Raw genomic sequence first — 21,050 nt, forward strand, 5'->3', positions numbered from 1 at the left:
CCTTGACGTTCCGGGACGCTGCCTCAGGCGCGGGCCTCGAAACTGAAAAAAGCATTTGCCCCGCGTATGCGGGTTGCAAGGGAGGAACAGCAATGAAGCAGTTCGTATTGGCATCTATCATCGCAGGCGCGCTCGCCCTGCCGGCCGCAGCGGCCGACTACAAGATCATGGCCCCCGCAGCGCCTGGCGGCGGCTGGGACCAGACCGCGCGTTCGATGCAGACCGCGCTCCAGGACGAGAAGATCTCGAGCTCCGTGCAGGTCAACAACGTTCCGGGCGCCGGCGGCACCATCGGTCTCGCCCAGTTCGTCAACCAGGCCAGCGGCGACCCGGCTCAGCTCATCGTCGGCGGCTATGTCATGGTCGGCGCGATCTTGACCAACGCCTCGCCTGTCACGCTCGATCAGGTCACCCCAATCGCTCGCCTGACCGGCGAATACGAAGCTCTGGTCGTGCCTGCTGCTTCCGACATCAAGGACATGGCTGGCCTCGTTGCCAAGCTCAAGGCTGATCCAGGCGCGGTTTCCTGGGGCGGCGGCTCGGCCGGCGGCACTGACCACATCACGGCCGGCCTGATTGCCAAGGCAGTCGGCGTCGACCCGACCAAGGTCAACTACATCGCCTATTCCGGCGGTGGCGAAGCGCTTGCCGCTATTCTCGGCGGCCAGGTGACCGTCGGCATTTCCGGCTACGGCGAATTCGCCGAGCAGATCAAGGCTGGCACGCTGCGCATCATCGGCATCTCGTCCGACGCCAAGGTCGAAGGCATCGACGCCCCGACCTTCAAGGACGGCGGCGTTGACGTCTCGATCCAGAACTGGCGCATGGTCGCTGCGGCTCCTGGCCTGTCGGCCGAGCAGAAGGCAGCTGTGCTCGCCGACGTCGAAAAGATGGTGACCTCGGCCTCGTGGACGAAGATCCTCGCCGACAAGGGCTGGGCCAACACCTACCTCGCCGGTGACGACTTCGCAGCACAGCTGAAGAAGGACACCGAAGCGACGTCCGCCATCCTGAAAGACATCGGCCTGGTGAAATGAGCCTGGACAACCAGCAACAAGAAAGGCGCCGCCCCGATTGGGCGGCGCTTGCCATCGCCGCGCTGCTTATGGCGGTTTCGGTCGTCATCGCCTGGAGCACCGCCAGCCATGGCGCCGGCAACAGCTATGCCCGCGTCGGCCCAACCACCTTTCCTTATGTGATCGCTGCTGCGTTCTTCGGCCTGTCGATCTGGACGGCCTTCGAAGCCTGGCGTGGTGACTTCCCCGAGCGCGAGCATCAGGAAATCAGCCCGATCCTGTGGATCGTCGGCGGCCTTGTGGCCCAGATGCTGCTGCTCAAGGCAGCCGGCTTCTCGATCGCCACGGGACTGCTCTTTGCCGCAACGGCGCGCGCATTTGGTCGTGGCCCGCTGTGGAAGACGATTCCCCTCGGCATCGTGCTTTCCTTCGTCATCTGGTTCATTTTCGCCAAGGGACTGCAGCTCTCGCTGCCCGCCGGCCCGCTCGAACACCTGTTGTTCTGAGCGATTTTTAAGGGAGCTCGGCTCTAAATGGATACCTTTGGTCTGCTGGCGCAGGGATTGCTCACGGCTTTGGAGCCGATGAACATGCTTTATGCGCTCATCGGCGTGACGCTCGGCACTGCTGTTGGCGTTTTGCCCGGCATCGGTCCGGCACTTACCGTCGCCCTGCTGTTGCCGGTCACCTACAAGCTCGATCCGGCCGGATCGCTGATCATGTTCGCCGGCATCTATTACGGCGGCATGTATGGCGGCTCGACGACGTCGATCCTGCTCAATACCCCAGGCGAAAGTGCCTCGATTGTCACGGCCCTGGAAGGCAACAAGATGGCGCGCGCCGGGCGCGGCGGACCGGCATTGGCGACCGCCGCCATCGGTTCGTTCGTTGCCGGCCTGATTGCCACCATCGGCCTTGCCTTCATCGCGCCGACGGTCGTCAAGATGGCGCTGTCTTTCGGCCCGGCCGAATATTTCGCGCTGATGATCCTCGCCTTCATGACTGTTTCGGCCGCCTTCGGCGACTCGACGCTGCGCGGGCTGACCGCACTTTTCATTGGCCTGGCCATGGGATTGATCGGCATCGACCTGCAGACGGGCCAGGCGCGCCTTGCCTTCGGCATCCCCGACCTGCTTGACGGCGTCGAAGTGACGACGCTTGCGGTGGCGCTGTTTGCCGTCGGCGAAGCGCTCAGCGTTGCTGCCAGCAAAGGCGGCGAATCGACCATCCAGGCGATCAAGGGCTCTGTGTGGATGACGCGTGAGGACTGGCGCCGTTCGTGGAAGCCATGGCTGCGCGGCACCGCTATCGGCTTCCCGATCGGCGCGATGCCGGCGGGCGGCGCCGAAATCGGTACCTTCCTGTCTTATTCGGTCGAAAAGAATCTGGCTGAAAAGCCCGAAGAGTTTGGCAAGGGTGCGATCGAAGGTGTCGCGGGGCCCGAAGCGGCCAACAACGCCTCTGCCGCTGGCACGCTGGTGCCGCTGCTCACGCTTGGCCTGCCGACCACGGCGACGGCCGCGATCATGCTCGCCGGCTTCCAGCAGTTCGGCTTGCAGCCGGGACCGCTGCTGTTTGCCACCAACCCGCAACTCGTTTGGGGCTTGATCGCCTCTCTGCTCGTCGCCAATCTGATGCTGCTGGTGCTGAACCTGCCGTTGATCGGCGTGTGGATCAAGCTTTTGACCATCCCGACACCGTGGCTTTATGCCGGCATCCTGACCTTTGCGACGCTTGGCACCATCGGCGCCAACTCGGCCGTCTTCCAGCTTAATGTGTTCGGCATGTTCACCTGGCCGATGTCGTTCGAGCTCGGCATGCTTTTGGCGTTCGGCCTGCTCGGCTACGGCCTGCGCCGCTTCGGCTATCCGATTGCGCCTGTGGTGGTTGGGTTGATTCTGGGGCCAATGGCGGAGCAGCAATTGCGCCGCGCGCTGGCCATCAGCCAGGGCGACCCGTCGATCCTGCTGGGATCGCCGATTGCGGTGGTGCTGTTGCTGCTTGCGGCAACCGCGGTGCTGTTGCCGCTCTACCTGCGCTCTCGTGGTCGCGGCAAGGTGCTGGCCCAGCTTGGCGCCAACGAAGACTGAGTTCCACTCAGCCCTGAAACGAAAAAGCCGAGGCCCGGATTTTCCGGCCTCGGCTTTTTCTTTGCCTCCTCAGGGGAGGCGGAAACTGTCAGGGACAGAGCGACGGTCAAGATAACCTGCCGCTCCGGAGCACGGCCCACTTGGCCCACGTCTCGGCATACGCCAATAACGTGGGCAGCGGTGTGCGCTCTCTACCCTGAAACAGAAATTTTAGAACCGGCGGATGCGGTCGAAGTGGCGCGGGTCGATGCCCAGCATCACCAGATCCTGGTTGTTCGGACGATGACCGTGCTCAACGGCCGCAGCTGCAGCCACGGCGCTACCGAAGGTGCGGACCAGTTGACCAATGCGACCAAATTGCTTGCGGGTGTTCATCTCGGTGTCCTCTTTTGCGTTGCGTCATGATTTTGTGCAACGCAACAAATATAGGTGCCTCAAAGGAAACCGGTAGGGGTGTTGTCGCATGTTTGCCATGCATCCGCTGCAATGGTCGGCTAAACGCATAGCAGTGGACGCAACCGGCCACAGGACTTGAAAGCCGCGCCGCCTTCGGCTATATCAGCCTCAAATTCTTGGTCGGTATGACGAAGAGTGGGTCCACCCGGTCCCGCTCTTTTTTGTTACCTGCCGACCGTCTGGAGATTATATGACCGAAAACGCAGCCGAACAGACAGGCGACGACCGCATCATCCGCGAGACCGGCATTGATGCCCGCATCGCGTTGATCGTTCAGCCCGTCCTTCGTGCGATCGGCTTCCGCCTCGTTCGCATCCGCCTGTCGGGGCAGAGCGGGCTGACGCTGCAGATCATGGCCGAGCGCGAAGACGGCACCATGACCGTCCAGGATTGCGAAGAGGTGAGCCGCGCGGTTTCGCCTGCCCTGGATGTCGATGATCCGATCGAAAAGGCGTATCATCTGGAAGTGTCGTCGCCGGGTATCGACCGGCCGCTGGTCCGCAAGTCGGATTTCGGCAACTGGATCGGTCACATCGTCAAGATGGAGACCTCGGTCATGGTTGCCGATCGCAAGCGGTTCCGCGGCAAGATCGCCGAGGTCGACGAAGAGGGCATCCTGCTCCAGCGTGACCAGGCGGCCTATGGCGAGGAGCCGACCGTGCGCGTGCCTTTCGAGGCGATTTCCGAGGCACGGCTGATCCTTACCGACGATCTCATTCGCGATGCCCTGAGCAAGGACAATCAGGCGCGCAAGGAAGCACGGAAGCGTCGCGGCGAAGACGAAGATGCGCCGGAAGGCGAAGAAACCGAAACGGAAGATTGATAGAGCAGCACGGCTGGACCAGATTCGGCCGAACGCTCCGGGAGAAATACAATGGTTGTAAGCGCCAACAGGCTCGAACTGCTGCAGATCGCCGATGCGGTCGCCCGCGAGAAGTCGATCGACAAGTCGATCGTCATCGCCGCCATGGCCGACGCGATCCAGAAGGCAGCGCGTTCGCGTTATGGCCAAGAGACCAACATCCGCGCCGACATCAATCCCAATACGGGCGAGATGAAGCTGCAGCGCCTGATGGAAGTCGTCGAAAAGGTCGATGACTACGCCATCCAGATCGCGCTGTCTTCGGCACGTGAGCGCAACCCCGATGCCCAGCTCGGCGACTTCATCGCCGAACAGCTGCCGCCCATGGATTTCGGCCGCATCGCCGCCCAGTCGGCCAAGCAGGTCATCGTCCAGAAGGTGCGTGAAGCTGAGCGCGACCGCCAGTACGACGAATACAAGGATCGTATCGGCGAGATCGTCAACGGCACCGTCAAGCGCGTCGAATACGGCAACGTCATCGTTGATCTCGGCCGTGGCGAGGCGATCATCCGCCGCGACGAGCTGATCCCCCGCGAAAACTACAAGTATGGCGACCGCGTCCGCGCCTACGTCTACGACGTGCGTCGCGAACAGCGCGGCCCGCAGATTTTCCTGTCGCGTACCCATCCGCAGTTCATGGCGAAGCTGTTCACCATGGAAGTGCCCGAGATTTACGACGGCATCATCGAGATCAAGTCGGTTGCCCGCGACCCCGGTTCGCGCGCCAAGATCGCCGTCATCTCGCGTGACAGCTCGATCGATCCGGTCGGTGCCTGCGTCGGTATGCGTGGTTCGCGCGTCCAGGCCGTCGTCGGCGAGCTCCAGGGCGAAAAGATCGACATCATTCCGTGGTCGCCTTCGGCCGCTTCTTTCATCGTCAACGCGCTTCAGCCGGCTGAAGTCGCCAAGGTCGTTCTCGACGAAGACGCAGAGCGCATCGAAGTCGTGGTTCCCGACGACCAGCTGTCGCTGGCCATCGGCCGCCGCGGCCAGAACGTGCGTCTGGCTTCGCAGCTGACCGGCTGGGACATCGACATCCTGACCGAGCAGGAAGAGTCGGAGCGCCGCCAGAAGGAATTCGTCGAGCGTTCGACGCTGTTCATGGAATCGCTCGACGTCGACGAGATGGTCGGCCAGGTTCTGGCTTCGGAAGGCTTCACCAGCGTTGAGGAAGTGGCCTACGTCGATGCCGACGAAATCGCATCGATCGACGGCTTCGATGAAGACACCGCGTCTGAAATCCAGACCCGCGCTCGCGAATATCTCGGCAAGATCGAGGCCGAACACGACGAAAAGCGCAAGGCGCTCGGCGTGCAGGACGAACTGCGCGAGATCCCGGGCATCACCACCGCAATGCTGGTGGCGCTCGGCAATGATGGTGTGAAGACGGTCGAGGACTTCGCCGGCTATGCAGCCGACGATCTCGTCGGCTGGAAGGAACGCAAGGACGGAGAGACCAAGTTCTTCCCAGGCGTGCTGGCCGACTACGGCGTGTCGCGCACCGATGCAGAACAGATGGTCGTTGCTGCCCGACGTATGGTTGGCTGGATCGCCGAGGACGAAGTGTCCGAGGAAGAGCCAGTCGACGTCGCCGGTGAGTGACGTGAGGCCGGCCGGAGAACCCCTTGGACGAGATGAACGATCGCACCTGCATCGTCACGCGCAAGAGCGCCGAACCGGATAATCTTATCCGTTTCGTCGTCGGCCCGGATTCGACCGTTTTTCCGGACCTCAAGAGAAATCTGCCCGGCCGCGGTTGCTGGGTGACGGCTGACCGCCTACATATCGACAAGGCTGAGGCCAAGGGCATGTTCGCCCGCGCCTTCAAGGCGCAGGTCGTCGTGCCGCCCGAATTGGGCGCCATGGTCGACAAACTGCTCGCGAAATCGGCGCTCGGCGCGCTCGGGCTCGCCCGAAAGGCCGGCCTGGTGGCGCTCGGTGCCGCCAAGGTCGATTCCACGGTCCGCGCCGGTAAGGCGCTTCTAGTACTCCATGCTTATGAGGGCGCCGAAGATGGCGTCCGCAAGATCACCCAGGCCCGCAAGGCCACAGTGCATATCGGCGGGCCTGCAACGCCTGCCTACAAACTTTTTTCGGAAGCCGAATTGGGTTTGGCATTGGGGGCAACAAATGTGATACATGCTGCCGTCCTCGCGGGAGAAGCGGGCAAGGCGGTCGCAAAGCGCATGGTTGCGCTTGACCGATATCGGGGCGGATCCCCGGATGATCTGGCAATGATTGCGGCAATTGCCTACGACGATGATGCCGCAGAGGATATGGAATGAGCGACACTAAATCGGGCGATGACAACACGTTGAGCGTCACTCCGAAGAAGACCTTGACGCTGAAGCGCCCGGGATCGGAGCAGGGAACCGTACGCCAGAACTTCTCGCACGGCCGCACAAAGGCGGTCGTCGTGGAGACGAAGAAGCGTAAATTCTCCATGCCCGGCGACAAGCACGAGCCCGCACCGACTGCAGCCGCCGTGTTCGCACCCAAGCCGCAGCCCGTAGCGCCCGTGGTGGCAGCACCGGTCGCGCCTGTGGCAGCGCCGGTCGTCGCAGCGCCAGCGCCCGCGCCGGTTGTCGCAGCGCCAGCGCCTGCACCGGTCGTGGCGGCACCTTCGCCCGCGCCGGTTGCGGCACCTCGTGCTCCCGCCCCGGCCCCTGTCGTACGCGAAACACCAAGGCCCACGCGTCAGCCCGAGCGGTCTGGCATGGTGCTGAACACGTTGTCGCGCAGCGAGATGGATGCGCGTCGTCGCGCACTTGAAGGCTCTGTCGTACGTGAGCAGGAAGACCGTCTGCGCGCTGTCGAGGACGCACGTCGCCGCCTCGAGGAAGAAGAGCGCCGCCGCAAGGAGCGTGAAGATTCGGCTCGTCGCCAGGCTGAAGAAGAAGCCCGTCTCAAGACCGAGGCAGAATCGCGCCGTCGTGCCGAGGACGAAGCCCGCCGCCGTGCGCCTGCCGCAGCACTCGAGGCCAATGTGCCCGACGAGGTGGAAGCCAAGCCGAAGGGCCGCGTAGGCCCAGGCGCAGCTACCGCAACGCCGATCCGCCGCATTGCGACGCCTGAGGTTGCCCGTCCGGCCAAGACCAAGACCGAAGAAGATCGCCGTCGCGGCAAGCTCACGCTCAACACGGCGCTGTCTTCCGTGGATGGCGATGCGCGTTCGCGTTCGCTGTCGGCGATGCGTCGCCGTCAGGAGAAGTTCAAGCGTGCGATGCACAACGAGCCGCGCGAAAAGATCATTCGCGAGGTTATCCTTCCCGAGACCATCACCATCCAGGAACTCGCTCAGCGTATGTCCGAGCGTGCCGTCGATGTCGTGAAGTTCTTCATGAAGCAGGGCCAGATGATGAAGCCGGGCGACGTCATCGACGCCGATACGGCTGAGCTGATCGCTTCCGAATTTGGCCACACGGTTCGCCGCGTTGCCGAGTCCGACATCGAAGAGGGCCTGTTCGACATCGCCGACCACAGCGCAACGCTGGTCACGCGTCCGCCCGTCGTCACCATCATGGGTCACGTCGATCACGGCAAGACCTCGCTGCTCGACGCCATCCGCCACGCCAATGTCGTGTCGGGCGAAGCCGGTGGCATCACCCAGCACATCGGCGCCTACCAGGTCGAGAAGAACGGTCAGAAGATCACCTTCATCGACACACCCGGCCACGCCGCCTTCACGGCGATGCGTGCCCGTGGTGCTCAGGCGACCGACATTGCGATCCTGGTGGTCGCGGCCGACGATTCCGTCATGCCGCAGACCATCGAGTCGATCAGCCACGCCAAGGCTGCCGGCGTGCCGATCATTGTTGCGATCAACAAGATCGACAAGCCGTCGGCGGATCCGCAGAAGGTCCGTACCGAGCTGCTGCGCCACGAAGTCTTCGTGGAATCGATGGGCGGTGAAGTGCTCGACGTCGAAGTTTCGGCGAAGAACGGCACCAATCTCGACAAGCTGCTCGAAGCGATCCTGCTGCAGGCCGAAGTTCTCGACCTCAAGGCCAACCCCGACCGTACGGCCGAGGGTGTCGTCATTGAAGCCAAGCTCGACAAGGGCCGTGGCCCGGTTGCGACGGTGCTGGTGCAGACCGGTACGCTGTTGCCAGGCGACATTCTCGTTGCCGGCGACCAGTGGGGCCGCGTCCGTGCTCTGGTCGACGATCGTGGTAACCGTCTCGAAGAAGCTCCGCCGGCGATGCCGGTCGAGATTCTCGGCCTCCAGGGTACACCTCAGGCTGGCGACCGCTTCGCGGTAGTCAACAACGAGGCCCGTGCCCGCGAGATCACCGAGTACCGCCAGCGTCTGGCGCGCGACAAAGCTGTCGCCAAGCACGCCACGCAGCGCGGCTCGCTCGAGCAGATGATGTCGCAGCTGCAGTCGTCCGGCCTCAAGGAGTTCCCGCTCATCATCAAGGGTGACGTGCAGGGCTCGGTCGAGGCGATCATCGCAGCGCTCGACAAGCTCGGCACCGATGAGGTGCGTGCCCGTATCGTCCATTCGGGCGCCGGCGCTATCACCGAAAGCGATGTCACGCTTGCCGAAACCTCGGGTGCGGCGATCATCGGCTTCAACGTCCGCGCCAATGCGCAGGCGCGTCATGCCGCTGAACAGTCGGGCATCGAAATCCGCTACTACAACATCATCTACAATCTCGTGGATGACGTTAAGTCGGCAATGTCGGGCCTGCTGTCGCCGGAACGTCGCGAAACCTTCATCGGCAACGCCGAGATCCTCGAAGTCTTCAACATCACGAAGACCGGCAAGGTCGCGGGCTGCCGTGTCACCGAAGGCAAGGTCGAACGTGGCGCAGGCGTCCGCCTGATCCGCGACAACGTTGTCATCCACGAAGGCACGCTCAAGACGCTCAAGCGCTTCAAGGACGAAGTCTCTGAAGTGCCGGTCGGCCAGGAATGCGGTATGGCCTTCCAGAACTACGAAGACATGCGCGCTGGCGATGTCATCGAGTGCTTCCGCGTGGAGATGGTGACCCGGACGCTCTAAGCGTCTGGCGTTTGTCTCATCGTTTGGACGGTGGCCGGTCGGCCGCCGTCCGTTTTCGTGCAGCAGGAAGTGCGGTCCCATTCCGCCCCCTGCGACATATGGATTTTCAGGACCATGTCGCGTTTTTCGAGTTCAGGCCCAACCCAGCGTCAGCTTCGCGTCGGCGAGCAGGTGCGTCACGCCCTTTCCGAGACGCTCCAGCGCGGAGAGATCATTGATCCGGTGGTCGAAACGGCGGTGATTTCGATCACCGAAGTGCGCATGTCGCCCGACCTCAAGATCGCCACCGCCTTTGTGTCGCCGCTCGGCGCCAAAGACCCCGATGCTGTCATCGAGGCGCTCAACAAATATGCCAAATTCATCCGTGGCCGTGTTTCCTTTGCCTTGCGGCAGATGAAATACATGCCGGAATTCCGTTTCCGGCTGGACACGAGCTACGACAATTTCGCCAAGATCAACGATCTGCTGCGCTCACCCGAAGTGGTGCGCGATCTTGGCAGCGAAGAAGACAAGGAAGACTGACATGTCGCGTCGCGGCAAGAAGAAAGGCCGGCCCGTCTCCGGCTGGCTGGTGCTGGACAAACCTGTGGGCATGGGCTCGACCGAGGCTGTCTCCAAGATCAAGTGGCTGTTCAATGCCGAAAAGGCCGGTCACGCTGGAACGCTCGATCCTCTGGCGTCCGGCATGCTGCCGATCGCTCTGGGCGAAGCCACCAAGACCGTGCCCTACGTGATGGACGGTGCCAAGGTTTATCGCTTCACCGTAGCCTGGGGCGATGAGCGTTCGACCGACGACCTCGAAGGCCCGGTGACGAAGACCTCGGACAAGCGTCCGTCCGAGGAAGAGATTCGCGCTGTCATGCCGAAATACACCGGTGTGATCATGCAGACGCCGCCGCAGTTCTCGGCGATCAAGATCGCCGGCGAGCGTGCCTACGATCTCGCCCGCGAGGGTGCGACCGTCGACATTCCGCCGCGCGAGGTCGAAATCGGCCGCCTTGAGATCATCGAAAGCAGTGCTGAGCGCACAATCTTCGAGATTGAATGCGGCAAGGGCACCTATGTCCGCTCGCTGGCCCGCGACATGGGCCGCGATCTCGGTTGCTTTGGCCATATCTCGGAGCTTCGCCGCACCGAAGTCGATCCGTTCACTGCCGAGGACTTCGTCACCATCGCTGAACTCGAAGCCGCGCGCACCGCCGGTCAGCCGGACGGCGAAGAGGGCAGGTGGGATTTCACGGCGATCGACGAATTCGTGGTCGACACCTCAGCAGCGCTCGACTGCTTGCCGCAGGTTGCGGTGACCGACGAGGCAGCCAACAAGATCAGGCTTGGCAACCCCGTCATCGTGCGTGGTCGCGATGCGCCGGTGGAGGCCGAAGAGGCCTGCGCCACAGCGCGCGGCAAGCTCGTTGCCATCGGCGCCATCGAGCAGGGCATGTTCAAGCCCAAGCGGGTATTCACCGCTTGAGGCTTGTAGCCAGGTCCCGTTTCCGCTTGGATCGACGTCGATGAGGGAGCGGGCAAAGGCGATGGCAGCGACTGAAACCACCGGCGAACGCGCCAGGCGACACCGCAGGCGCTCGCCTGTGGGCGCATCGCCCGGCACTTTGATCGCCGATCCGGCGGCGCATCAGTCCGCGCTCAATTTGACGCTGATCTCGCCCGATACATGCGAGTTCGTCGACAACGCCAGTCTCGACGATGTCGTTGCTGCTTGCGACAAGTGGCCTTTGGTGTGGCTCGACTGCGTCGGGCTTGCCAACGTCGAGCTGATCGAACAGATCGGCCGGATTTTCGCCCTCCATACGCTGGCACTTGAAGATGTGGTCAATACGGGCCAGCGACCCAAGGCCGACTTCTTCGACGATCACGCCTTCTTTGTGCTCCGCATGATCGATGACGCGAAAACCAGCCGCTACGAACAGATCTCCTTTTTCTTCGGCGAGAATTTCGTCGTTACCTTTCAGGAGCGGGAAGGCGATCCGTTCGAGCCGGTGCGCCAGCGCATCCGCACGTCCAATCCAAGCCGCCTCCGCCACCGCAAGGCCGACTATCTCGCTTATGCGCTGATCGATGCCGTGGTCGACAGCTATTTCCCGATCGTCGACGCCACCGGTGACACTCTCGACAAGATCGAAGACGAGCTGTTGGCCTCGCCGCAAAAGCACCAGATCGGTCAGCTCCACGGCCTGCGCCGGGCGACCAATCTGCTCAAGCGCACCTTGTGGCCTCTGCGCGATGCGCTGACCACGATCATCCGTTCCGATGCGCCCTTTATCTCGGCTGAAACCAAGATCTATTTCAACGACACGCTCGACCATTCGATCCGGCTGGTCGAAACGGTGGATTCGCAGCGTGAAACGATGATCGGCCTGATTGAGATGCACCTGTCGTTGTCGCAGTCGCGCACCAACGAGATCATAGCCGTTCTGACCATCGTTTCGGCGATCTTCATCCCTCTGACCTTCCTCGTCGGCGTATGGGGCATGAATTTCGACCCTGCGGCCTCGCCCTGGAACATGCCGGAACTGAGGTCCTACTATGGCTATCCGCTGGCGCTGGGCTTCATGGCCTGCGTGGCGATCGGGCTGGTGATCATTTTCAAGCTGCGAAGGTGGCTGTGAAGGCCTGCCCGGAGCCGGCTTGCGAATTGGACTGGCTTTTGTCGCCAAATTCCACTATATGCGCCGCAACATCGCGCTTTTGAGTGCCTTGTTCATCGGCCCCAGCTGGACGACATCCCGGCCGAGGGCGTCCCGTTTCCTCCTAATCGAAAGGAAAACACGATGTCGATTACTGCCGAGCGCAAGTCGGAATTGATGACTGAATTCGCAACCGCCAAGGGCGACACCGGTTCGCCGGAAGTCCAGGTTGCCATCCTCTCCGAGCGCATCAAGAACCTGACCGAGCACTTCAAGGACCACAAGAAGGACAACCACTCCCGTCGTGGCCTTCTGGCGCTCGTTTCGCTGCGTCGTAGCCTGCTTGATTACCTCAAGCGCAAGGACGAGGGACGCTATCAGACGCTGATCGAGAAGCTCGGTCTGCGCCGCTGATGAATTGACCGGCGGGCTTTCCATGTGAGAGCCCGCCGTTCGCATATTTCGGGCCATCCTTTTTGATGGTCCATCGGCCCGATCCTGCCACAGGGGCACGGTCGCGCTGAAAAAGGGTCCGGAGCGCCACAGGGAAGCGCCCGAACCAACCCATGGACGGTCATGGGGCAGGATTACAGGACGTTCGGTCAGCCGCATTTGCGGGCCTATTGCCAACCGAACTTCTTGTTGTCTTGCCCGTGGCTGGCCAAACCGAAGCCCAGGCGCGTGCGGAAGACCAGATGGTTTTCCGGAATTGCGCGCCGAACAAGCCAGGGAATTGGCGCGCCGGATTGCGGCGTTGGTCATTCCCGCCACGAAGGACAGAACATGTTCAATCACCACAAAGTTGAAATCGAGTGGGCTGGTCGCCCGCTCATCCTCGAGACCGGCAAGATCGCCCGCCAGGCTGACGCTGCCGTGCTCGCCACCTATGGCGAAACCGTCGTTCTCGCGACCGTCGTTTCGGCCAAGGAGCCGAAGCCGGGTTTCGATTTCTTCCCGCTGACCGTCAACTACCAGGAAAAGACCTACGCAGCCGGCAAGATCCCCGGCGGCTATTTCAAGCGTGAAGGCCGTCCGAGCGAGAAGGAGACGCTGGTCTCCCGCCTCATCGACCGTCCGATCCGCCCGCTGTTTGCAGCCGGCTACAAGAACGACACCCAGATCGTCATCACGGTTGTCCAGCACGACCTCGAAAACGATCCGGACATCCTGTCGATCGTTGCCACCTCGGCTGCTCTGACGCTCTCGGGCGTGCCTTTCATGGGCCCGATCGGCGGCGCGCGCGTTGGCTACATCAACGGCGAATACGTGCTCAACCCGCACATCGACGAGATGCAGGAATCCAAGCTCGACCTCGTTGTCGCCGGCACCGATGCCGCTGTGCTGATGGTCGAGTCGGAAGCCAAGGAACTGGCTGAAGACATCATGCTCGGCGCCGTCATGTTCGGTCACCGCGGCTTCCAGCCGGTCATCGACGCCATCATCAAGCTGGCTGAAGTGGCTGCCAAGGACCCGCGCGATTTCACAGCGCCGGACAATTCCGATCTCGAAGCCGAGATGCTGAAGATCGTCGAAGGCGAACTGCGCGACGCCTACAAGATCACCGACAAGCAGGCCCGCTACACCGCCGTCGACGCGGTCAAGGCCAAGGTCAAGGCAGCCTTCGCTGCTGAAGGCGAAGAAGCTCCGAAGTGGTCGGCTGACAAGGTCGCCACCGTGTTCAAGGAACTCCAGGCCAAGATCGTGCGCTGGAACATCCTCGACACCGGTTCGCGCATTGATGGTCGTGACCTCTCGACCGTTCGCCAGATCGTCTCCGAAGTCGGCGTCCTGCCGCGCACCCACGGTTCGTCGCTGTTCACCCGCGGCGAGACCCAGGCGCTGGTCGTTGCCACGCTCGGCACCGGCGAAGACGAGCAGTATGTCGACGCGCTGACCGGCATGTACAAGGAGAAGTTCCTCCTTCACTACAACTTCCCGCCCTACTCGGTTGGTGAAACCGGCCGCATGGGTTCGCCCGGCCGCCGCGAAATCGGCCATGGCAAGCTCGCCTGGCGCGCTGTGCGCCCGATGCTGCCAGCTGCCGAGCAGTTCCCCTACACGCTGCGCGTCGTGTCCGAGATCACCGAGTCCAACGGCTCGTCGTCGATGGCCACCGTCTGCGGCACCTCGCTGGCGCTGATGGATGCGGGCGTTCCGCTGCAGAAGCCGGTTGCCGGCATCGCCATGGGCCTGATCAAGGAAGGCGAGCGCTTCGCCGTTCTGTCCGACATCCTGGGCGACGAGGATCACCTCGGCGACATGGACTTCAAGGTTGCCGGCACGACCAACGGCATCACCGCGCTGCAGATGGACATCAAGATCGACGGTATCACCGAAGAGATCATGAACATCGCGCTCGGCCAGGCCAAGGACGGCCGCCTGCACATCCTCGGCGAAATGGCCAAGGCTCTGTCGGAAGGTCGCCAGGAACTCGGCGAGTTCGCTCCGCGCATCGAGGTCATGCACATCCCGACCGACAAGATCCGTGAAGTCATCGGCTCGGGCGGCAAGGTCATCCGCGAGATCGTCGAAAAGACCGGCGCCAAGATCAACATCGAAGACGACGGCACGGTCAAGATCGCTTCCTCCAACGCCAAGGAAATCGAGGCGGCAAAGAAGTGGATCCACACCATCGTGGCTGAGCCGGAAGTCGGCGAGATCTACGAAGGCACGGTCGTCAAGACCGCTGACTTCGGCGCATTCGTCAACTTCTTCGGTCCGCGCGACGGCCTCGTCCACATCTCGCAGCTTGCCAACGACCGCGTTGCCAAGACCTCGGATGTGGTCAAGGAAGGCGACAAGGTCTGGGTCAAGCTTATGGGCTTCGACGAGCGCGGCAAGGTCCGCCTGTCGATGAAGGTCGTCGACCAGGAAACGGGCAAGGAACTTGCTCGCGAAAAGAAGGCCGAAGGCGAAGAAACCGCCGCCTGATAGCAGCGCTTTTTGATATGAAGCGGGCGCGCCGTAAGGTCGCGCCCGTTTTCGTTTTGAGCACACCCAACAACACTGGAACTCGACCATGCCGCGCGATGCACTGAAGACGCTGTTTTATCCTTTCGAGGCAGAGGCGCTGCCGATGCCGGGGCAGGGCGCGCGCGCATTGTTCATCGGTGCTGAGCCGGGCTTCAGGAAGCCGCAGGGCTTCGACGCCAAGCTTTCCCTCGTGCAGGGCTTCCGGCCTCACGTGTTGGCCCTGGCGGCCGCTGGACACGATGTTGCCGCGCGCGCCGAAGAAGACGGCTTCGACGTCACCTTGGTACTTGCCGGGCGTCACCGCGGGTTGAATGAGCTGCGTGTTGCCGAGGCGATCGAGCGCGTGACGTCGGGCGGTCTGGTCGTGGTCGCCGGCGGCAAGGACGATGGCATCGCCAGCCTGCGCAAGCGGCTCGCGACCTTGCTGGAGATCGAGGACCATCTGCCGAAATTTCACGGCGCCGCATTGTGGTTCCGCCGCACCGCCCAGGCCGACGTTGCGGCGGCAACATTGCGGGCCGACAATCCCGAGCAGCTGGTCGAAGGCCGCTTCCGCACAGCACCTGGCATGTTTTCGTTCGAGCGCGTTGACGCCGGATCGCGCCTGTTGGTCGACAATCTGTCCAACGACATCAAGGGCAAGGTCGCCGATTTCTGCGCCGGCTGGGGTTATGTCGCGGCTGAAGTGGTGGCCCGGGCGAAAAGCCTCACGGCTCTAGATCTGTTCGAGGCCGACTTCGATGCGCTTGAAGCGGCAAAGGCCAATGTGCCCACAGCTCCGATCGTGCCTGGCTTCCACTGGCAAGATCTCACCAAGGAGCCGGTCGAACGCCGCTACGACGTGGTGGTGATGAATCCGCCCTTCCACCAGGATCGCGATGCCGACCCCGAGATCGGCCAGCGCATGATCCGGGCTGCTGCTGCGGCTCTCAAGCCGGGTGGCCGGCTGTTCATGGTCGCCAACCGCCATCTGCCCTACCAGCCGGTGCTGGCACAAGCCTTCGCATCGGTTCAGGAAATCGCCGTCGACAGCGCCTTCAGGGTTTACTCGGCGAAACGGTAACGTCGGCGATCAATGGACGCTCGCGGCGCGCTCGGCGGCCTTGGCGACTGCCAGGTCGCCGATGTTGAGCGGTGCCGGGCGTCCGTAGAAGTACCCTTGTACTTCCTGGCAGCCGGTAGCCCTGAGCAGGGCCGCCTGGCTTTCCGTCTCCACGCCCTCGGCAATCGTGCGCACGCCAAGCGCTCGCGACAGGCCGACGATTGTCGAGATCACAGCGCCTGAATTGCTGTCGGTTTCCATGCGGCTGACAAATGAGCGGTCGATCTTGAGCTTGTGGAACGAAAAGTCGATCAGATAGGCGAGGTTCGAGTAGCCGGTGCCGAAATCGTCGACCGCAACCGAAATGCCCATCGCCGTCAGCTGCTTCAGGATCAGTGCCGCGCGGTCGCGGTCCTGCATCATCGCCGATTCGGTCAGTTCCAGTTCAAGCCGCTTGGGCTCGATGCCTGTTTCCTTCATGATCCGCTCGACGATACCGACGAAGTCGCGGGTCATGAACTGCACCGGCGAAATGTTGACCGCAACAAAGCAGTCCTCGGGCAGCAGGCGCGCATCGGTGCAAGCCTTGCGCAGCACCCATTCGCCGATCGGCGCGATCATGCCGGTCTCTTCGGCGACCGAGATGAACTCGATCGGCGGGATCATGCCGCGTTCGGGATGCTGCCAGCGGATCAGCGCCTCGTAGCCGACGACGCGGCCGGACGACAGGTCGAGCTGCGGCTGGTAGTGCAGGTCGAAATCGCCACGCTCGAAGGCGACATGCAGTTCCGATTCGACCCATTGGCGATGGTCCGCAACCTTGCCCATTTCGGGCTGGAAGACGGCCCAGTCGCCGATGCCGCTGGCCCGTGCGTTCTGCAGCGCGAGGTTCGAGCGGCGCAGCAGCACCACCGGGTCGTAGCCATCCTTGGGCATGGCGACCACGCCGACCGAGACGTTGACCGACTGGAGATGCGATGCCAGCTGGTAGGGCCGCATCAGGTCGTGGATCAGGCGTTCGATCAGGGCTTCCAGCGAACCGTTAAGCGCCCGGTCTGGGTGGAGAATGGCAAATTCGCCTGCGCCGATGCGGCCAAGGACCACATCGCGCGGCAGTGCTGCCTTGAGCCTTGCCGTGAAGGCGCGGATCAGAGCGTCGCCATTGCTGTAGCCGATGGCGTCGTTGATCTGCTTGAAACGGTCGATATCGATGTCGATGAGGAACATCGGCTTGCCGGTACGCGCGGTAGCCGAGGCTGCCTCGGCGATCTTGCCGACCATTGCCGTGCGCGCCGGAAGCCCTGTCAGCTTGTCGAAATGGGTTTCGTTGAAGACATAGTCGGCCGACTCGTCGACACCGGCAAAGAACGACGCTGCGGCGATCGATGCGGCCAGTGCGCACAGTGCGGCGATGATCGCACCGACAGTGTCGCTCGACATCCCACCGATTTCGTCGCCAAGGGCGAGTCTCAGGCCCCACGTACCCAGAACGAAACTTCCCATGCCCGAAGCGGCGATGGTGATAATCCGAAACAACGGGCTTCGGCTGGGATTCCTGACGGCAGGCATGCGTGACTTTCCTAACTTGCGCGTCGTTTCTACCGATTCGCTCGTTAAGATCGCTTGCGGCGATTGTCTACAATTTTAGCGCCGGGCGGAGTTTTTAGTCGCGCCCGCCATCCATTTGCTTGAGCTCGTCGAGCGTCGGCATCGAGACGATGTGATAGCCCGAATCGACATAGTGGATTTCGCCGGTGACGCCCGACGACAGGTCGGACAAAAGATACAGCGCCGAACCACCGACCTCTTCGAGGGTCACGGTACGGCGCAGCGGCGAGTTGCGCTGCTGGTAGGAGAACATGTGGCGGGCATCGGCGATGCCAGCGCCCGCAAGCGTGCGCACCGGTCCGGCCGAGATGCCGTTGATGCGGATGCCGCGCGGGCCGTAGTCGTTGGCGAGATAACGCACACTTGCCTCGAGGCCGGCCTTGGCCACGCCCATGACGTTGTAGTTCGGCATGACGCGCACTGAGCCTGCATAGGTCAGCGTGATCATCGATCCGCCTTCGTTCATCAAGGCTGCCGCGTGCTTGGCAACCTCTGTGAAGGAGAAGCACGAAATCACCATGGTGCGAACGAAGTTTTCGCGCGTGGTGTCGGCGTAGAGGCCCTTGAGCTCGTTCTTGTCGGAAAAGCCGATGGCGTGCACCAGGAAGTCGATGCCGCCCCACTTTTCCTTCAACGTCTCGAAGGTCGCTGCGACCGATGCGCTGTCTTCGACATCGCAAGGGATGATCAGCGACGCGCCGATCTTCTCTGCCAGCGGCTTGACGCGGCGACCGAAGGCTTCGCCCTGATAGGTGAAGGCGAGTTCGGCGCCGTGCTCGGCAAGCTTGCTAGCGATACCCCAGGCAATGGAGTGGTCGTTCGCGACGCCCATGACGAGCCCGCGCTTGCCCTTCATCAATCCGTCCATGTCGGTGTCCCTATGCGGAATGGCGCTGGAAAACGAGCGTGGCGTTGGTGCCGCCAAAGCCGAAGGAGTTGGACAGCACGGTATCGATCTTGGCGTTGTCGATGCGCTTGCGCACGATCGGCATGCCTTCGAATTCCGGGTCGAGCTCTTCGATATGCGCGCTCTCGCCGATGAAGCCGCCCTGCATCATCAGGATCGAGTAGATCGATTCCTGCACGCCTGCGGCACCCAGCGAGTGGCCGGTCAGCGACTTGGTCGAGGTGATGTTCGGCATGTTGTCGCCGAACACGCCGCGGATGGCGCCCATTTCCTTCGAGTCGCCCACCGGCGTCGAGGTGCCGTGGGTGTTGATGTAGTCGACCGGTCCTTTCACCGTCGACATCGCCTGACGCATGCAGCGCATGGCGCCTTCGCCCGACGGCGCGACCATATCGAAGCCGTCGGAGGTGGCGCCATAGCCGACCAATTCGCAGTAGATCTTGGCGCCGCGCGCCTTGGCGTGCTCCAGCTCTTCGAGCACCAGCACACCCGCGCCGCCGGCAATGACGAAGCCGTCGCGGTTGAGGTCATAGGCGCGCGAGGCGACCGCCGCACGGTCGTTGTATTTGGACGACATGGCGCCCATGGCGTCGAACAGGTTCGACATGGTCCAGTCGAGATCTTCGTGGCCACCGGCGAACATGATGTCCTGCTTGCCCCACTGGATCATCTCCGCCGCATTGCCGATGCAATGCGCCGAGGTCGAGCAGGCCGAGGAGATCGAATAGTTGACGCCGTGGATCTTGAACCAGGTGGCGAGCGTTGCCGACGCGGTCGACGACATCGCTTTCGGCACAGCGAACGGCCCGATGCGCTTGGGGCTGTTGTTCTTCAGCGTGATTTCCGACGCTTCGACGATCGTGCGCGTCGAAGGACCGCCCGAACCCATGATGATGCCGGTGCGCTCATTGCCCGAGATGTCTGTTTCTTCGAGCCCGCTGTCGGCGATCGCCTGCTTCATCGCGACATGGTTCCACATGCCGCCCTGAGACAGGAAACGGGCGGCGCGGCGGTCGACGAGTTCGGTGGTGTCGAGATTCGGCGAGCCCCAGACCTGGCACTTGAAGCCATGTTCGGCGAAAGACTCGGAGAAGCTGATGCCGGACTTGGCGTCATGCAGCGAGGCTTGTACTTCAGAAGCGTTGTTGCCGATGGACGACACGATTCCAAGGCCAGTTACGACGACCCGTCTCATTCAGTATTCCTTTCAGAATATCCGGCGACCCTTAGGCCGCGGCTTCCTGCTTCGAGAGCCCGACCTTGAGGTCGATGGCCTTGTAGATAGGTTCGCCGTCCGCCTTCAACCAGCCGTCGGCGATGCCGAGGACCAGGCGGCCGCGCATGACGCGCTTGAAGTCGATGCCATATTCGACCTTCTTGGTCGCAGGCGTGACCATGCCCTTGAACTTCACCTCGCCGGTGGAGAGCGCCATGCCTTTGCCGGACTCGCCGAGCCAGCCGAGGAAAAAGCCGGTCAGCTGCCACATGGCGTCGAGGCCGAGGCAGCCGGGCATGATCGGATTGCCGATGAAATGGCAAGGGAAGAACCACAGGTCCGGCTTGATGTCGAACTCGGCGCGGACGAAGCCCTTGCCGAATTCGCCGCCGGTCTCGCTGATCTCGGTGATGCGATCGAACATCAGCATCGGCGGAGCGGGCAACTGGGCATTGCCGGGCCCGAACAGCTCGCCGCGGGCGCATGCCAGCAATTCTTCGTAGCCGTAGCTGGATTTCTGATCGGCCATGAACACCTTCCCCGTCAACGTTTCGGGCGGAGCCACGCCCTTCTTGTGTGCTCTCACTAGCACAGACTGTTTGCTGCCGGAAACCGGCGTTTGCGATTAACGTGCACATCCTCCTGGGTCAATGCGCGCTATTGATCGCATTTGAGCTACAGAATATATGTCAGGCAAGGCTTGCCGGCTGCCTATCCAGTTTTCGGCGTGTTTGGCAGGCTTGAATTGGGGCGAAGGCAAACTTCGACGAGGCAACGAGTGGATTCCCGCAAGGCAAGCATTGCTGTGGAAAGGCGTGTCCGCGATGCGGGGCTCAGGCCCACGCGGCAGCGTATCGCTTTGGCTGAACTCCTGTTCGCCAAGGGCGATCGGCATCTTTCGGCAGAAGAACTGCACGAGGAAGCCTTGTCGGCCGGTGTGCCGGTGTCGCTGGCGACCGTCTACAACGCGCTGCACCAGTTCACCGGTTCGGGGCTTTTGCGCATCCTGGCGGTCGAAGGATCGAAGACCTACTTCGACACCAACACTTCGGACCACCACCACTTCTTCATTGAAGGCGAAAACCGGGTGTTCGACATCGAATCGGGCCCGGTCACGGTCACCAACCTGCCGGAACCCCCGGAAGGCATGGAAATCGCCAATGTCGATATCGTGGTGAGGCTCAGGCCCAAACGCCCGGCTTAAACGCTAGCGCGAACCCGGCCTTG

At 62.4% G+C, this 21,050-nt stretch carries 19 protein-coding genes; 14 read left to right on the plus strand and 5 right to left on the minus strand.

Translation table 11 applies throughout. The annotated features are described in order from the left end of the window. The first annotated feature begins 92 nt into the window (after positions 1-92). The 3 genes from AC1DLV_RS01525 to AC1DLV_RS01535 are packed head-to-tail and all read left to right on the plus strand — an operon-like array spanning position 93 to position 3,106. Positions 93-1,037, plus strand: a complete 945-nt coding sequence (locus AC1DLV_RS01525; protein WP_476799818.1) for a Bug family tripartite tricarboxylate transporter substrate binding protein — start codon at positions 93-95, stop codon at positions 1,035-1,037. After that, a complete protein-coding gene (locus tag AC1DLV_RS01530; RefSeq protein WP_476799817.1) occupies positions 1,034-1,522 on the plus strand; it encodes a tripartite tricarboxylate transporter TctB family protein in 489 nt (162 codons plus the stop codon). Before AC1DLV_RS01525 ends, AC1DLV_RS01530 begins: the two co-directional genes overlap by 4 nt. Before the next feature lie 27 nt (positions 1,523-1,549). Then, positions 1,550-3,106 (plus strand): tripartite tricarboxylate transporter permease, encoded by a 1,557-nt coding sequence (locus tag AC1DLV_RS01535; RefSeq protein ID WP_476799816.1) that lies wholly within the window; start codon positions 1,550-1,552, stop codon positions 3,104-3,106. A gap of 210 nt (positions 3,107-3,316) precedes the next feature. On the opposite strand, the gene AC1DLV_RS01540 is transcribed toward AC1DLV_RS01535, so the two are convergent. Continuing rightward, positions 3,317-3,481, minus strand: coding sequence for a hypothetical protein (locus tag AC1DLV_RS01540; protein WP_476799815.1), 165 nt, complete (start codon positions 3,479-3,481; stop codon positions 3,317-3,319). A 271-nt stretch (positions 3,482-3,752) separates the two neighbouring features. Between AC1DLV_RS01540 and rimP the strand changes: the two genes are divergently transcribed. The 10 genes from rimP (at position 3,753) to AC1DLV_RS01590 (ending at position 16,113) form a co-directional block, all read left to right on the plus strand. Further along, a complete protein-coding gene (gene rimP, locus AC1DLV_RS01545; protein ID WP_476799814.1) occupies positions 3,753-4,385 on the plus strand; it encodes a ribosome maturation factor RimP in 633 nt (210 codons plus the stop codon). Positions 4,386-4,436: 51 nt separating this feature from the next. After that, positions 4,437-6,026, plus strand: a complete 1,590-nt coding sequence (gene nusA / locus AC1DLV_RS01550; protein ID WP_476781585.1) for a transcription termination factor NusA — start codon at positions 4,437-4,439, stop codon at positions 6,024-6,026. A 32-nt stretch (positions 6,027-6,058) separates the two neighbouring features. Beyond that, entirely contained in the window at positions 6,059-6,709 is a 651-nt protein-coding gene (locus AC1DLV_RS01555; RefSeq protein WP_476781593.1) for an RNA-binding protein, read from the plus strand. Beyond that, complete coding sequence (gene infB / locus AC1DLV_RS01560) at positions 6,706-9,432, plus strand: translation initiation factor IF-2 (RefSeq protein ID WP_476799813.1); 2,727 nt, start codon at positions 6,706-6,708, stop codon at positions 9,430-9,432. The genes AC1DLV_RS01555 and infB overlap by 4 nt, the downstream gene beginning before the upstream one ends. Positions 9,433-9,546: 114 nt before the next feature. Beyond that, on the plus strand, positions 9,547-9,954 hold the full coding sequence (gene rbfA / locus AC1DLV_RS01565) for a 30S ribosome-binding factor RbfA (RefSeq protein WP_476799812.1): 408 nt from the start codon (positions 9,547-9,549) through the stop codon (positions 9,952-9,954). Position 9,955: 1 nt separating this feature from the next. Continuing rightward, positions 9,956-10,903, plus strand: coding sequence for a tRNA pseudouridine(55) synthase TruB (truB, locus tag AC1DLV_RS01570; RefSeq protein WP_476799811.1), 948 nt, complete (start codon positions 9,956-9,958; stop codon positions 10,901-10,903). A gap of 61 nt (positions 10,904-10,964) precedes the next feature. Next, positions 10,965-12,059 carry a magnesium/cobalt transporter CorA gene (corA, locus tag AC1DLV_RS01575; RefSeq protein ID WP_476799810.1) on the plus strand — a complete coding sequence of 365 codons (1,095 nt, stop codon included), beginning with the start codon at positions 10,965-10,967 and terminating at the stop codon, positions 12,057-12,059. A gap of 162 nt (positions 12,060-12,221) precedes the next feature. Further along, complete coding sequence (gene rpsO, locus AC1DLV_RS01580) at positions 12,222-12,491, plus strand: 30S ribosomal protein S15 (RefSeq protein ID WP_476781581.1); 270 nt, start codon at positions 12,222-12,224, stop codon at positions 12,489-12,491. A gap of 369 nt (positions 12,492-12,860) precedes the next feature. After that, the gene (pnp, locus tag AC1DLV_RS01585; protein ID WP_476799809.1) at positions 12,861-15,008 is read left to right on the plus strand and encodes a polyribonucleotide nucleotidyltransferase; all 2,148 of its coding nucleotides are present in this window, start codon (positions 12,861-12,863) and stop codon (positions 15,006-15,008) included. 88 nt (positions 15,009-15,096) lie between these two features. Then, positions 15,097-16,113: a class I SAM-dependent methyltransferase gene (locus tag AC1DLV_RS01590; RefSeq protein ID WP_476799808.1), complete on the plus strand. Its 1,017-nt coding sequence runs from the start codon at positions 15,097-15,099 to the stop codon at positions 16,111-16,113. 9 nt (positions 16,114-16,122) lie between these two features. Here the strand turns inward: AC1DLV_RS01590 and AC1DLV_RS01595 are convergent, their stop codons facing one another. From AC1DLV_RS01595 to fabA, 4 genes are all read right to left on the minus strand, one after another. Next, the gene (locus AC1DLV_RS01595) at positions 16,123-17,661 is read right to left on the minus strand and encodes a putative bifunctional diguanylate cyclase/phosphodiesterase (protein ID WP_476799807.1); all 1,539 of its coding nucleotides are present in this window, start codon (positions 17,659-17,661) and stop codon (positions 16,123-16,125) included. 94 nt (positions 17,662-17,755) lie between these two features. After that, positions 17,756-18,568: an enoyl-ACP reductase FabI gene (gene fabI, locus AC1DLV_RS01600; protein WP_476836103.1), complete on the minus strand. Its 813-nt coding sequence runs from the start codon at positions 18,566-18,568 to the stop codon at positions 17,756-17,758. Positions 18,569-18,578: 10 nt separating this feature from the next. Next, the gene (gene fabB, locus AC1DLV_RS01605) at positions 18,579-19,802 is read right to left on the minus strand and encodes a beta-ketoacyl-ACP synthase I (RefSeq protein ID WP_476799805.1); all 1,224 of its coding nucleotides are present in this window, start codon (positions 19,800-19,802) and stop codon (positions 18,579-18,581) included. Positions 19,803-19,833: 31 nt separating this feature from the next. Then, positions 19,834-20,352, minus strand: coding sequence for a 3-hydroxyacyl-[acyl-carrier-protein] dehydratase FabA (gene fabA / locus AC1DLV_RS01610; RefSeq protein WP_476799804.1), 519 nt, complete (start codon positions 20,350-20,352; stop codon positions 19,834-19,836). Between the two features lie 249 nt (positions 20,353-20,601). On the opposite strand from fabA, the gene irrA reads away from it, so the two are divergent. Beyond that, a complete protein-coding gene (irrA, locus tag AC1DLV_RS01615; RefSeq protein ID WP_476799803.1) occupies positions 20,602-21,027 on the plus strand; it encodes an iron response transcriptional regulator IrrA in 426 nt (141 codons plus the stop codon). The last annotated feature ends 23 nt before the right edge of the window (positions 21,028-21,050 follow it).

Source organism: Aminobacter sp. 01T433, assembly GCF_056398585.1.